We start from the raw sequence: 15,343 nt of genomic DNA, 5'->3' as shown, positions 1-15,343 counted from the left end.
GATCGGGGTTTAAATCTCAAATTTTTAAAGCGGCATATTATAAAAGCTGTATTCCGGAAAATTTCTGTAAAATATTTAAGCTTAAGCAGTCACCTTAACCCCGGTTGTTACCGCAGCCGGGATTTTCAATGATTTGCCTTGTGCTAATAACTCTGTGGTGATAGCGCGGGTATAAGTTTTGATCTCATTCTGGAAATCTGTAACAGAGGCCCCGGAGCGGATCTCTTCAAGGCGTTTCTCCCATGTTCCGGTAAGCTCGGCCTGGGCTATTTGCTGGTTTTTTACCACCTCATAAACGGCAATGCCGGTAGGGGTCGGCACCAGGTTTTTCTTTTCCCTGATAATGTAATTGCGTTTAAGCAGGGTTTCAATGATGGCAGCTCGTGTTGCCGGGGTACCGAGGCCGCTGTCTTTCATAGCATAGCGCAGCTCTTCATCATCAATTTCTTTGCCCGCTGTTTCTAATGCCTTAAGTAAAGTTGCTTCGTTGTACAACGGCCGTGGTTTGGTTTGCTTTTCGAGCAGCGCTTTAGCTGTTATGGGTAGGTTTTCGCCCTGAACAACTTTTGGAAGGGTGGCGTTTTCTTCGTCTTTTTTATCGTCTTCCTTATCATTGAAAACAGCACGCCATCCGGCGGTGTGGATCACTGTTCCGCTGGCGTTGAATTTAGCGCCCGATTGTACAACAATTTTAGTGATCTCCTTGATACAATCCTGGTGAAAAGCTTCAAGCATGCGGCCTGCCACCATATCATAAATAGCCTGCTGATCGGCCGAAAGCTGGTGAGGTGTTTCGCCGGTTGTGAGTACAGCATGGTGATCCGTTACTTTTTTAGCATTCACACTCCGTTTATTCAATGTGGCAGTGCCCAGTGCAATGGCTTGTTTGCCGAAAAGCGGGTGTTGTTCCAGTTTTTCAATAAGCACGGGTACGCCCGCAAAAACATCATCGCCTATATAGCGACTGCCAGTACGGGGATAGGTAACCAGTTTGTTTTCGTAAAGGTTTTGGAGGATGTTAAGCGTTTGATCGGCAGTAAAACCTTTGCGTTTGTTAGCTTCCTGCTGCAGGCTGCTTAGGTCGTGCAATAAGGGAGGTGGTTCTTTACGCGGTTTGGCTTCCACTTGTAAAATATGGCCGCCCTGCGGAAAACCGCCTTCAACATCCTGCACCTGATCGACCACCGCTTGTGCTTCTTCTTTGGTTTTATAGTTTTCGGCCGAGATCGCTTTAAATACCTGACCGTCTTTATCAGGGTGAACACTTACCTGGAAAAATGTTTCGGGAACAAAGTTTTTGTTTTCAAGATACCGGGAACAGATCATGGCCAGGGTAGGGGTTTGCACACGGCCTAAGGAAAGCACAGCACCACGAATACCTGAAGAAAGACTAAGCGCCTGTGTAGCGTTCATTCCCACAAGCCAATCCGACTGTGAACGGCAATGAGCGGAATTAAACAGTGTATCATAATCGCTGCCGGGTTTTAGGTTGCGGAAGCCTTCTTTGATGGCCTCATCTGTTTGGGATGAGATCCAAAGCCTTTTAAAGGGCTTTTTGCATTTTAAATAATAGTAGATGTAACGAAAGATGAGTTCTCCCTCGCGCCCGGCATCCGTTGCCACGATGATCTCGGTGGATTCGTCAAATAGCTTTTGGATAGTATCCAGTTGTTTTTTTACCGAAGGATCATCTACCAAACCATCCTTGGTTTTTACCTTACGGATGGAAAGTTTAAACTTTGGGGGAAGCATGGGCAGGTGCTGAACGCTCCAGCCATAATAGCCGTATTCCTGCGGCGCTGCAAGCTGCAACAGGTGACCGAAAGCCCAGGTAAAAGTGAAACCTTTGCCTTCAATATAGCCGTCCTTTTTAGTGGTCGCCCCAAAAACTTTGGCAATTTCCCTGGCTACAGATGGTTTTTCGGCTATAATTACTTTCATAAATGCTGTTCCCAATGCGCCGGTTCATACCGGTGCCTGCTGATACGGGCGTCGAAAGTATGAATTTAACGAGGGCTGTGCAAGGTTTGTTGGTAACATTGTGCCGCCCGGTACAATGGGCAACCTGTTAAATGCCGTTCGTAGTAGCCAGTAGCTCCTTATCAACCCCGGCAATTATTTCTTTAAATATTGGCTCTGCATTGGTATAATCTTCAAGTAATTTAAATTGGTTTTTAGCTCTGATCAGGTTATGCCCTTCGTATTGAGCGCCGTAGTAAATATTGTTGTTTAAGAAATCGGTTAAAAAGCGGAGGCCTTGCATGTAGATCATCATCTTACCCGAAAAAATAAAGTACTGTTTTTCAGTTTCGGTGAGTATCGTGCCCATTTCGCTCATATAACCTTTATATATCGCCCTGAAAAAATCTGTCCGTATAACGATGTTCCCGAGATCTTTCTCTTCCTCATTTGCAGGCGACAGATAGGTACGCATCATATCACCGACATCACTTAAATAATAACCGGGCATAACGGTGTCCAGGTCTACCAGGCAAAGTGCATTCTGTTCATCATCAAATAATACATTGTTTATTTTGGTATCGTGATGTATCACCCGCAGCTTAATTTCCTGGGTTGTGGTAAACTGGTTGTAGGTATGTAATATTTCAATATAACCACGCGCTTTCTCTATTTCATTATCGGCCTGTTTCAGTTTTTCATCAGAGGCCGTTTTTAAGGACTGTTCAAACTGCTCAAACCGCAGTTTCAGGTTATGGAAATCGGTAAGTGTATATTCTAATTTGCTGATGTCAAAATGGTTTAGCAGGCGTGTAAACCTGCCAAATTGCACGGCGGCGCTGTAAGCTGCCTCGGTATCCTGCAAAAAATTTACCGTGTGTGACCCTTTAATAAATGGAAACAATCTGTAAAATTTTCCGTCGACAGATCGGATGATCGATTTCTTGGTTTTGCTTTTTAATGGCGCTACAAACAAATAATCCGGAGTGCTTTCATCAAGGTATTGTTTGATCAACGCCAGGTTGTTATCAATATGATCCGGATGTTTGAAAACCGAGTCATTGATTTGTTGAAGGATATATGCCTGATTAACACCACTTATTTTAAAAGTATGGTTTATCAAACCCGAACCAAAAGGCCTGATAGTATATTCAGAAACGTTTAATCCAAAATTTATAAGGATATCATCAAACATATTGTATTCGTTAACTCTTCAAACATAGCTAATTGGAGCACGATAGCCATGCGCAAACGTTTGAGTATTTTTTTGTTGAGGTTTATTTTTTGTTTTCAACCAATTGCGATTCGATGATCACCTTATAATAGGCACTTGGTTCGTTGCCGCCTGTACCCTGATGATGCAGCAGGTCCATCAAAATATCAGTTGCTTTTTGCCCCTGTAAATAAGGAAATTGCTCAACCGAAGCAGCCGGGATATTCTCCATATAATGGATCAGTGGTAAATTGGCATAACTTACAAACTCAAGGTCCTTGTTTATTTTCATGTTTAATTTGCTGGCATGTTTAATGGCAAAAAGCGCCACATAATCATTAAAGGTTACTATTGCCGTTGGTTTGCGTTTGCTTGCTAATAGCTCATTTAGCGCTTTTTGGGTACCTTCTTCAGTCAAATCGCATGAAACAATGAGTGAGGGATCGTACTTAAGCCTGTTTTTGGTCATGGCTTTGATATAACCTTCTTTGCGTTCGCCGGTGGCTACCATGGTTTGCGGCCCGTTGATCATGCCTATTGCTCGATGTCCTTTTTTTAACAGATAACTAACAGCTTCAATAGTGCCGATTTCCATGTTACAGGCCACATAATGAATGTTTGGTATGGCCGGGATCCTGTCGAAATAAACTACGGGGATGTTGTATTTCTTTAGGTTTTCAAAATGCAGGTAGGAGGAAGTGTTTTTACCAACGGATACGAGCAGGCCATCAACCCGGTGGTTTTTCATCTTTTCAACGAGTTGTTTTTCCTTCTGCTCATCATCATGCGATTGTGCCAGCAGTACGGTATAGTTTTTTTTGTAGGCAGTATCTTCAATGGCACTTATGGCCGAGGAGAAAAAAGCTTCCGAAAGTTCAGGTAAAATGACACCGATGGTATGAGTTTTACCCTTTTGTAAAAAGATGGCAGTTTGGTTAGGTTCATAATTTAATTCACCTGCCAGCTTTTTAACTTTTGCCCTTGTGGTTAGCCCTATGCTTGGATGGTCATGCAATGCCCTGGAGACTGTAGACACAGAGATGCCTAATATTTGCGCTATCTCTTTTATAGTAGTTGGCTTTGTTTGCATTAATGATGGGCTAATGTTGTTTTTATAGTTAAAGTTAAGCGATTATTATGAAATTATAGCCTGTATTAGCCTTATTGCAAACGTTTGCGTAGCGTTTGTCGATCTAAGGTGTGGGTTTAGAAATGTTAACTGATTGGTATAATGGAGATTTTAGTATTTGCTGTGTGGCATTTTTAACTATTGGTTTTATCCATGACCAAAAACCGGGCGCGCTCATCCACAATAAAAATATTGATTGAAATAACTGCCTGGCAAGCATGTTTATTTCATATTTTGAAGCAAAAGTTATAAACTCCAGGATGTTTGATAATTAACATTATTTCAAATAATGCCAGTTAAAAGATAATTATAGCCATTTTTCAAACGTTTGCGTTGAAATAGAAACATTTAATTCTTTATTAAAGCCACTAATGCGAGTACATTTATGAAACGGTACTTGTGTTATAACCCAGCGATGAAGAAAACCATTATAATTTGCCTTTCGATATTGTTTATTGTCATAAGCGGCAGGTTTGCTACTGCACAAACTGCACAAATTGACGCTTCAAAACTGCGCCATGTGATCCCGCTTGGCGGCAATGCCTGGGTAAGTGCGCCTGATACTATTACCGACGAGGGTTTAGTTGGTCTTAAAAGTGCTAAATCAACAGCCAACATTTATTTCAGGGTGAGCGTTGCGCAGGACATTCAGCTTGCGCTTGTAGTAAGGGTACCCGAGGGCAGCAGTACTATACAGCTATCGGCCGGGAAAAATACCATCAGTAAAAAACTGAACAATACAACGTTTGATACCGTTAGTTTTGGAAAGGTTCATATCAGCCAACCTGGCTATATAAAGGTAAGCTTAAGGGGGATTGATAAAACCGGCGCCGCTTATGCCGATGTATCTGATCTGGTGGTTACGCTTCAAAAAGCAGATAATGATATTGCCTATGTTGCAAAAGGTAGCTCGTTTCATTTCGGCAGGAGGGGGCCTTCAGTTCATTTGCGATATCCTGTAGCAGCGGATAAAGAGAATAAAGTAAAATGGTTTTATAACGAGATCATCGTACCTAAAGGGCAGGACATAATCGGATCATATTTTATGGCCGATGGTTTTGGCGAGGGCTATTTTGGGATGCAGGTAAACTCTGCTTCAGAGCGTAGGGTATTATTTTCGGTATGGAGCCCTTTTAATACCGAAGACCCGAAGAGCATCCCCGATAGCATGCGTATTAAACTGGTAAAAAGTGGCAGCAATGTTCATATAGGTGAGTTTGGTAATGAAGGCTCAGGAGGTCAAAGCTATATGCGTTTTCCATGGAAAGCAGGACAGGCCTATGCATTCCTGCTCAGTGCCGAGCCGGATAATGCAAAGCAAACCACCACCTATACAGCCTATTTTAAAGATGTGGCCGCCGGTAAATGGTTTTTGATAGCCAGCTTCACACGTCCGCAGAAAGCCACTTATCTAACGCATTTGTATTCATTTGTGGAAAATTTTGAACCCGAAAACGGAGACAAAATCCGTAAGGCCTATTTTACCAATCAGTGGATAGCTGACAGCGAAAATAACTGGCTGGAGCTTACACATGCTATTTATACCGGCGATGCTACAGCTAATGCCAACTATCGTAAAGATTATGCCGGCGGAAAAGAAGGCAACAAGTTTTACCTGCAAAACGGAGGTTTCTTTAATAATTATATTCAGCTTAAAAACCCGTACGACCGTGAGGCCACAAGGCAGAGGCCTGTAATTGATTTTGAAAGACTCCCCAATAAATAAGCCCCAAAAACCAAGAATCATATATGGAAAGAAGACAATTTTTAAAGACCAGTGCAATAGCGGCAGCCGGTTTTAGCATTTTACCCTCAGGGAGCCTGTTTGCATCAGCACCGGCAAAAGTACGTTTAGGTTACATTGGTGTAGGTGCGCGAGGCATGAGCCATATAGCCGAAGGTTTGCTTCGGGATGATGTGGAGATCGTTGCCATTTGCGACACACAGGAAAGCTCATTGAAAATTTGCCGCGAATACATCGCCAAAAAAGGCCATGCACCTGTAAAGGAATACACCGGCGGATTGGATGCCTACAAAAAGCTGCTTGATCATAAGGACATTGATGCGGTAATTATTGCCACACCCTGGCAGTTTCACCATCCGCAGGCTATTGATGCTATGAAGGCTGGCAAATATGTGGGCTGCGAGGTGATTGCAGGCCTTACTGTGGAAGATCACTGGGACATCGTGCGTACATCCGAAAAAACAGGTATGCCATACATGACGCTCGAAAACGTATGCTATCGTCGTGATGTAATGGCGGCTTTGAACATGGCACGCCAGGATCTGTTTGGTGAGATCATTCATTTGGAAGGCGGATATCAGCACAATTTAAGAGGGGTATTATTCAATGACGGCAAGCATTATTATGGTGGCGGCGTTGAGTTTGGCCCTAAAGCCTTGAGCGAAGCACAATGGCGTACGCAGTTCAATATTGATGTGGATGGCGATATCTACCCAACGCACGGGGCTGGTCCGTGTATGCACTATGCCAATATCAATGCGGGGAACCGTTTTACGAACCTTGTTTCATTCAGCTCGAAGGCCCGCGGTTTGTCGGCCTATGTAGAGGAATTATCTCCAGGCCACCCGAATGCCAAGATCAACTATAAAAACGGTGACGTTACTACCACCATGATCAATTGTGCCAACGGCGAAACGGTACTGCTGAGCCATGATACACACCTGCCGCGTCCGTATTCATTAGGTTTCCGTGTACAGGGTACCAAAGGGCTTTGGATGGATGTTAACAAAAGCGTATACATCGACCATAAATCAAAAGAGGATGATTCATGGGATCCGGCAAAGGATTGGTTTGATAAATATGACCATCCACTATGGAAAAAATATGAAAAGTTTGCCGAAGGTGCCGGTCACGGTGGTATGGATTGGTTTGTGTTTAATGCCTTTGTTGAATCGGTAAAGCAAAAACGCCAAACCCCTATTGATGTTTATGATTCGGTTACTATGAGTGTGATTACACCTTTATCAACCAAATCATTAAAAGAAGGTAACGCCAGTGTGGAGTTCCCTGATTTTACTAAAGGAAAATGGAAAGAGCGTAAAAACACTTTCGCGCTTGACGATAGTGGCTTTTAAGAGTTGTTTTATTTTTGCATGTCTATGTTTAGCCCGGCCAAAAGCCGGGCTTTACTTTTTTAAGGGATATAGCTAAAAATCATGTCATTGCGAGCGCAGCGTGGCAATAGCATACTATACAGAGCGGCTCTGCCTTGGTGAGATTGCCACGCTGCGCTCGCAATGATATATATATCAACCTGCTCATAATCAAATTCTTTAGGTATAATCCGAGAATACGCAGATTCCATAAAATTTGTCCCCAATTCATTTCATTTATCGCGCCAAAAGCCTTCCAAAACACAGTTTTATCGCCGCAAAATACTTTGAGTCAAACGTTTGCGTAAGCTTGATTTTGCTCAAAGCAAACGTTTGCGCTGTATTTGGAGGGGTGTTTTTTTGCTTTCAAAATCCTGTATCTCTAATTTCCATTATTCAAAAACAAGCTAAATCACAATAAAAAACTAACAATTAATTAATACCAACACCCACCACGTATGATTAAAATTTACTCACACCCCGATCAGGGCTTCAGCAAACACATTTATTTAAGGAGGCAGATAAGCGGCCTTTTTAAATTGATGTGCTGTTGCCTGCTTTTATTATTGCCTGCGCTTGCAAATGCGCAAACAATTATCAGTGGTAATGTAAAAGATAAAGACGGCCCCATCATAGGAGCTACAGTAACCCAAAAAGGGGTTAAAAATACTACATCTACCGATGTTACCGGTAAGTTTAAAATTACATTAAAAGGTAATTCGACGATATTGGTTGTTTCTTATGTGGGATTTAAAACCCAGGAAGTATCCGTTGGAAGCTCAACCGATATAACTGTTACTTTACAGGAAGATCTCAACAAACTGAACGAGGTAGTTGTGGTTGGTTATGGTACCGTTAAAAAAGGCGACCTAACCGGTTCAATCAGTTCTATAAAAAGTGATAACCTTATCCTTGGCGGTACTACATCTAACATCGGCCAGGCTATTCAGGGTAAAGCAGCTGGTGTGCAGGTACAGCAGGCCAGTTTTGCACCGGGTTCAGGTATCAATATTACCGTAAGGGGGGGCAACTCCATCAATACTTCTACAGCACCGCTTTATGTAGTTGACGGTTTCATAAGTGAAGCTGGCAGCCAGGTTAACCCGAACGATATTGAAGATATCCAGGTACTGAAAGACGCATCTGCAACTGCCATTTACGGTTCAAGAGGTGGTAATGGTGTTGTTTTGATCACCACAAAAAAAGGAAAAAATGGTAAAGTTTCTTTAGATGCTGATATTTCTGGTGGTACTCAATACCTGACGTACAAGCCCAATCTGTTGACAGGGCAGCAGTATACCGACATTCAAAATGCTACGGCTCTTGAAGATGGTAAGCCTCAGCCATATCCTTCAAGTTTCCAGGTGGCAAATACCGACTGGTTAAAGCTGGCTACCCGCAACGCTACTGTTCAAAATCAAAGCATCAGTTTAAGTGCAGGCGATCAGAATTCAAAGATATATGTTGCTGGTAATCACATTAAACAAGTAGGTGTATTACAACGTACCGGTTTTGAAAGGTATACTGCAAGGATTGGTGCCGAGAAAACCGTGAATGAAAATATTAAGATCAGCGGTAACTTTTACGGTGCTACTTCAAGTGCAACTTTGCAATCATACTCAGGCGATATCACTGCGCCATTGTTCAGTTTACTTACCGCACCGCCTAACGTAGCGCCTTACAACGCAGATGGTACTTATAACTATTATGTTACCCAAGGCACAAAGACCAACGCATTGGCCGGTTTGTTAGAGCCAATAAATAATAGCGGTAATAAATTAATTAACGCCAATGTTGGTTTGGATTACAAGATCATCAACGGTTTAACTTATCACCTTACTGCGGGTACGGAGTTTAACCAAACCACTACAGGGCAGTATTTGCCAACTACCACAATTGCCGGTGCAAAACAAGGTGGTGTAGCTGCAGAACAGATCTATTCAAACTTCAGGTGGATTGCTGAGAACTACTTCACTTATAAATTCAATATCAAAAAAGATCACGATTTTACCATATTGTTGGGTACATCAAACCAAAAAGATGTTGCTGAATCATTACTTTCTGGTGCAAAAGGTTTCTCAACTGATGCATTCTTATACTATAATTTAAATGCGGGATCATTAAGTAACGGTTACGGAAGCAGCAAAGCGGAGGCTTTTCTTACCTCGTACTTCACAAGGTTAAACTATGCTTATAAAGATAAGATCCTGGCATCGTTCTCTTATCGCGATGACCGCTCGTCACAGTTTGGTTCAAACAAACGTTCTGGATTTTTCCCGGCGGGTGCTGTAGCTTATAAATTAACTGATGAGGATTTTGTAAAAGATCTGAATACTTTCTCAAATTTAAAAGCTCGTGTTAGTTATGGTGTTACCGGTAATGACCGTATCCCTGCAAGCTTATATCTTGCAACTTTTGGCTCCTATAACACGGTAATTAACGGAAGCGGGCAATTACAACCGGGTATCGAGCCCAAAAACCTTGCAAATCCTAACCTTAAGTGGGAAGCCACAAGGCAATTAGATATTGGTTTGGATATGGGCTTTGCTAATGGCCGTATCAACGCAAGTGTTGATTATTACAGCAAAAAAACTACCGACCTGCTGATCCAGGTTCCGATTGGGGCAGAATGGGGCGCCAGTAACGGAACACAATGGATAAATGGCGGTGCCATCCAAAACAGGGGTATTGAGCTTTCGGTAAATACCAGCAACCTGCGCAGCAAAAACCTGTCATGGAATACTACCCTTACATTTGCCTACAACAAACAAAAGGCGTTAGACTTAGGTCCTGGCGTTTCTATTATAAGCACTAACACGGCTAACCCAAGCGGTACCGTTTCGGGGCAGGAGTTTACAAGGGTTGTGCCTGGTATTGAGTTAGGTGAGCTGTATGGCTATGTTTATGAAGGTGTTGTTAAAACCGGCGAAAAATATGGTCCGCAGCCAAATTCAAAAGCAGGTGATCCTAAATATAAAGATGTTAATGGCGATGGTGTAATTACCCCGGCCGACCGTACTTACCTGGGCAATTCAAATCCGCATTACATGGCCGGTTTTGGTAACGATTTTCATTACAAAGGCATTGATCTGGGGATATTTTTCCAGGGAGCATTTGATTACTACCTGTACAATATGAATAACATGGTACTGGAATCAACCACCGGTGCAGCCGCATTAAATAGGTTTGTTGCAGGTAAAAATGAAAATACAGCTATCCCGCGCGAAGGTTATTACCTGAGCACCTACGGTAGCTATGTAAACTCACGATTTGTTGAAAATGCCTCTTACGTGCGTTTAAAATCGCTTACACTGGCATACAATTTCCCGGCCTCGTTATTTCAAAATATGAAAATTTTACAAGGCATCAGGATTTATGCCGAAGCGCAAAACCTGTGGACCATTACCGGTTATAAAGGTACTGACCCGGAAGCAAACGTACATGCCGATGATACTGGCGCACACCCTGGTCAGGTTCCGATCCGGTCAGCTCTCGGAGGCGGTTTGGATTTTAACTCCTTCCCGGCATTTAAAACGGTAACATTCGGTATTAAGGCATCTATCCATTAATGAATTATCCATTTAAGGGATCAACAAAATTTAAATCAAATGAAAAAATATAATATTCTACTCCTTGCAGCTGCGGTAGTTACACAGTTTTCCTGTAATAAATCCAGCCTCGAACCTAAAATATATAGCAGCTTAACAAGCCAAAACGCGTTCCTCACCAAGTCTGACGCTATTGCGGCTGTAAACGCGGTTTATGCCCGGCTTAAAGGCCCGGCGGTAGGTGATAACTTTGATTATTGGACAGTAAGGCACTTCGCCCTCACCGATTTAACTACCGATGTAGGCCACTGTAGCTACGCTGGTGACCCGGGGCAACTATCATTGGTGCAATGGAATTCAGCAAACGGTTTGATAGCTGAAGATTACAGGCAGATATATAAGCTTGTAGCCAACGCAAACAATGCTATCTACAATATCTCGGGAATGAAAAGCATCACCGATGCACAAAAAAGTCAGTTTTTGGCCGAGATGAAATTTTTGCGTGCTATAGCTTATTCTGATCTTACCGATGCCTGGGGCCCGGTGATCCTGAATACCGAAAAAGATGTAGCCAATCCCGACTACAAAGCCAAAACTCCTCCAAGCCCGGTAGCGGATGTTGACGCGTTAATGATCAGCGATCTTCAAAACGCGATCAACGTATTACCTGCCGATTATACCAAAAGCGATATCTATACAAGCAATGACGTTGGCCGTGCTACAAAAGGAGCCGCTATGTTCCTGTTGGCTAAGGTCTACCTGCGCGAGCATCAATGGCAAAAAGCTGCCGATTTGACGAAACAGGTTATGGATTTGGGTATTTACCAGTTATATTCAACTTATGAAGGTTTGTTTAAGGAGTCAAATACATGGTGCTCCGAAAATATTTTCTCGGTATTGAGCGATGCTAACGTTAACGGCACCGAGTTATTGAACCACTTTGGTCCGCTAAGCCACCCCGTATTAACCGACAGGTGGCAGTACTATGCCGTAACCTGGGATTTCTATAACAGCTATGGTGATGAGGACGATCGTAAAAAAATGTTCTTTACCCAATACCAGGGTGTTGATGGCTTAACCCACAAACAGGCTCCTTCATTAGGCGCTACTGCTCCTGATGGTGTATTGTATATGCCGGATGTTGCGACCATGAAGTATGCTGATCCTAACGGTGCCAACACCTATTATGATGGTCACAGTGTCGATATTTTGCGCTATGCGGATGTATTGCTGAGCCGTGCCGAAGCTTTAAATGAATTAGGCGGGCCAACCGCCGAAGCTGTTTCATTGGTGAACCAGGTTAAAGGCAGATCGCACGCTAAGTTGTTGGTACAGGCTAATCTTTCCCAGGCAACCTTCCGCGATGCCTTATTACAGGAACGTGGCTGGGAGCTGTATTATGAAGGTAAAAGAAGGGCCGACCTGAAACGCTTCGGTAAATATGATGTGATCGTGAATGCTTACCTGAAACGGATTGGCCAAACCAACACTGTACAGTTGCCGCGTGATGAATATTTTCCTTATCCGCTTGCGCAGGTTACTATTAACCCAAGCCTAAACAATGCGGGCAGGCAGCAATAAGCATTGAAATTTATTATGGATAAAGAGTATACAGCATTAATGCGCTGTATATTCTTTATTGTTTAACCTGGATTACAAAATTTAGTGATGAAGGAATGGTTTAAAATTTTAGCGGTTGGTTTTTTAGTCTCGATCATTTGCGGGTGTTCGGGTGGCAACCTGGTGAAAGAAATCCATATAGGCTTATACAATAACAACGAGCTGAAAATAAAGCTTGATGTTATGACCAGTAAACCTGTTGATCTGTATGCAGAGTATTGGATAGAGGGTAAGCAGCCGGTAAAATACCGGTCGACCACTACCGGCAATGCTACATCATACAAGCTTGTACTTTGCAATATTTTACCCGATACTACCTATTCATACCATATCGTAACTGTTGATGGCGGTGATACCGTTGTCAGTAAAACTCATACTTTTAAATCGCATCAGTTACCGTTGTTTTTGCAGGAACAGTTTCATGCAAAAACAGCTGCAAAAGCTTCGCTGCCGGCCCAGTTTAATGACGGTTTGATGCTCATTAACAAACGCTATGCGCCGGGCGTAGCATTTTTGGTTGATACCAAAGGGCAGGTCAGGTGGTACCATATGATTGACAGGCTGGGTTTTAAGGTGATCAATTTCACAAAGGATAAAACCCTGCTTTCTATTTTGGGACGAAATGACGAGCCAACCAGTTACGGCAGCGAAATTTTGGAGATCAATATGCTGGGCGATACGCTACTGCACCTCACCAAGGGACAGGGCGATTTTAAACAAACCATCCACCACGAAATACTGAAGAATGATAAAGGCCAGCTGGTAACCATTTTTGTTGATCAACGGCTAATGGATTTGACATCGGTAGGAGGCAATAAGCAGGATACCGTTAACGGCGATGGTATTATGGTGATGGATAAAACAGGTAAACAGCTTTATAAATGGAGCGTATTTGATGTAATGGATCCGCTGAAAGACCCTAAGATCCTGAAAACTAAAAAAGATTGGATGCACGCCAACAGCCTCAATTATGATGTTGATGGTAACTACCTGATGTCGTTTTATAACAACGGGCAGATCTGGAAGATAGATGCGCATAATGGCAAAGTAATTTACAAGTTTGGAAAGGGCGGCACCATTGCTATGCCTGCCGACTGCAACTTTACCCAGGCCCACGCCGCCCATATCAATAAGCAGGGGAATCTCATGTTTTTTGATAATGGAGTGGAGAAACATCAGTCGGGCGTGTATGCCATGAAAATTGATGAGAAAAATCAAACTTCAACTATTGCCATGCACATCAAACTGCCTAAAGAAATTTTTAATGGCCGGATGGGCAGTGCGTACATGATCAACGATACAACCACACTGGTATGCTGCTCAAAAAGGCATATCGTGGTACTGGCCGATAACAAAGGCGTTTTGCAGTGGACAATGGAAACTGCCGTGCCAACCTATCGCGCCGGTTTTATCAAATACGAACAGCTTGATCCATATTTAAAACCATAACTCATTTGAATATGAAAAAGAAATATCAATATATAACTTTCCTGTTAGTGCTATTTGCTTTGGCAAACGTGGGGCAGTTGGTGTCGTGCAGCGGAAGCAAAGCTGAAGAAGCAGATAACGCCGATTCAGCAACTGTAAATAATCTGGTTTCTGTCGATACCGCAAAAATGCCCGGTGGTAAATACGGTGATGCTGTGCGTTACGGCAGGCAACTGATGTTGCATACCGCCTATTACATAGGTCCGGAGGGTGTTAACGGGCATTATACCGGCAATAAAATGAACTGTACCAATTGCCATCGCGATGCAGGTACAAGGCCATACGCTTTTAATTTGGTAAGGTCGTTTCGTGATTATCCTCAATACCGTGCAAGAGAAGGCAGGATCTTATCTTTGGCCGAGCGGATCAACAATTGCGTAATGCGCCCAAACCTTGGCAGACCGCTGCCACTGGATAGCAGGGAGATGATCTCGATCATGGCTTATCTGAAGTTTTTGAGTGACTCATCAAACGTTGCAAAAACTACTAAAGGCTTAAAGAACATGGAAGTTGAGTTACCGGACGTTGCGGCATCATCAGACAGGGGCGAAGTGTTATACGCTCAAAACTGCGAACGTTGCCATGCTAAAAACGGCGAGGGCAAAATGCGCTTTGATAATGTAACTTACGAGTATCCGCCCGTATGGGGTATGTTGGCTTATCGTCCGGGTTCGAGCATGCATAGGGTGGTTAAACTGGCCCAATGGTTAAAGGGCAATATGCCTTATGATAAAACAACCACAGGAAAAGCTTTTCTGACCGATGCCGAAGCGCTTGATATAGCCGCTTTTGTTAATGATGATAAAAAGCATAAACGTCCTTTACCTTCAACCACAAAAGAGGTTGATTATCCGCATTACGAAGAAAAAGCGATTGATTATGATAAAGGGCCCTTTAAAGATCCTTTCTCTGAACAACAGCATAAATATGGGCCTTATAAACCCATTATTGATTATTGGGAAGGTAAGGGGATTACGCCTGCTATTTAAAAGACACACTATTCGATTGATTGTCGGGATCCATGAAGCGTTGGGCAGTGAGATTCCCTCCCTTGGGAGGGTGTAGGGAGGGGTTTTTACGATAGACTAAACGTTCCCTCAGGGTCTCTCGCAGAGGACCCTGAGGTATACGCCATGCAGATCGTTGTTTTAAATATCCGCGCGGTGACCCTCAGGGTCCTCTGCGAGAGACCCTGAGGGGACATGAAAAAAAAGTAAATAAAAAGGGTATTACGCCTGCTATTTAACAATTGCACTAAATAATAGATGC

Annotated in this window: 9 protein-coding genes; 6 read left to right on the top strand and 3 right to left on the bottom strand. The window is 43.0% G+C overall.

The genetic code is table 11. The annotated features are described in order from the left end of the window. Window positions 1-81 precede the first annotated feature (81 nt). The 3 genes from topB to AC1DUD_RS03930 form a co-directional block, all read right to left on the bottom strand. A complete protein-coding gene (topB, locus tag AC1DUD_RS03940) occupies window positions 82-1,941 on the bottom strand; it encodes a DNA topoisomerase III (RefSeq protein ID WP_477371831.1) in 1,860 nt (619 codons plus the stop codon). 127 nt (window positions 1,942-2,068) lie between these two features. Beyond that, the gene (locus AC1DUD_RS03935) at window positions 2,069-3,154 is read right to left on the bottom strand and encodes a phosphotransferase enzyme family protein (RefSeq protein ID WP_477371828.1); all 1,086 of its coding nucleotides are present in this window, start codon (window positions 3,152-3,154) and stop codon (window positions 2,069-2,071) included. 82 nt (window positions 3,155-3,236) lie between these two features. Further along, complete coding sequence (locus tag AC1DUD_RS03930; RefSeq protein WP_477371826.1) at window positions 3,237-4,262, bottom strand: LacI family DNA-binding transcriptional regulator; 1,026 nt, start codon at window positions 4,260-4,262, stop codon at window positions 3,237-3,239. A gap of 454 nt (window positions 4,263-4,716) precedes the next feature. Between AC1DUD_RS03930 and AC1DUD_RS03925 the strand changes: the two genes are divergently transcribed. The 6 genes from AC1DUD_RS03925 to AC1DUD_RS03900 all read left to right on the top strand — a co-directional run bounded on the left by AC1DUD_RS03925 (window position 4,717) and on the right by AC1DUD_RS03900 (window position 15,063). Continuing rightward, a complete protein-coding gene (locus AC1DUD_RS03925) occupies window positions 4,717-6,027 on the top strand; it encodes a DUF3472 domain-containing protein (protein ID WP_477371824.1) in 1,311 nt (436 codons plus the stop codon). A 23-nt stretch (window positions 6,028-6,050) separates the two neighbouring features. Continuing rightward, window positions 6,051-7,400, top strand: coding sequence for a Gfo/Idh/MocA family protein (locus AC1DUD_RS03920; protein ID WP_477371821.1), 1,350 nt, complete (start codon window positions 6,051-6,053; stop codon window positions 7,398-7,400). Between the two features lie 476 nt (window positions 7,401-7,876). Next, a complete protein-coding gene (locus AC1DUD_RS03915) occupies window positions 7,877-10,987 on the top strand; it encodes a SusC/RagA family TonB-linked outer membrane protein (protein WP_477371819.1) in 3,111 nt (1,036 codons plus the stop codon). A gap of 39 nt (window positions 10,988-11,026) precedes the next feature. Then, window positions 11,027-12,547, top strand: a complete 1,521-nt coding sequence (locus AC1DUD_RS03910; protein ID WP_477371816.1) for a RagB/SusD family nutrient uptake outer membrane protein — start codon at window positions 11,027-11,029, stop codon at window positions 12,545-12,547. An 87-nt stretch (window positions 12,548-12,634) separates the two neighbouring features. Further along, on the top strand, window positions 12,635-14,035 hold the full coding sequence (locus tag AC1DUD_RS03905) for an aryl-sulfate sulfotransferase (RefSeq protein ID WP_477371814.1): 1,401 nt from the start codon (window positions 12,635-12,637) through the stop codon (window positions 14,033-14,035). 11 nt (window positions 14,036-14,046) lie between these two features. Then, window positions 14,047-15,063 (top strand): c-type cytochrome, encoded by a 1,017-nt coding sequence (locus tag AC1DUD_RS03900; RefSeq protein ID WP_477371811.1) that lies wholly within the window; start codon window positions 14,047-14,049, stop codon window positions 15,061-15,063. Window positions 15,064-15,343: the final 280 nt, after the last annotated feature.

Source organism: Mucilaginibacter sp. P4_A11 (genome assembly GCF_056402535.1).
This window is presented reverse-complemented; position numbering and strand designations above follow the sequence as displayed.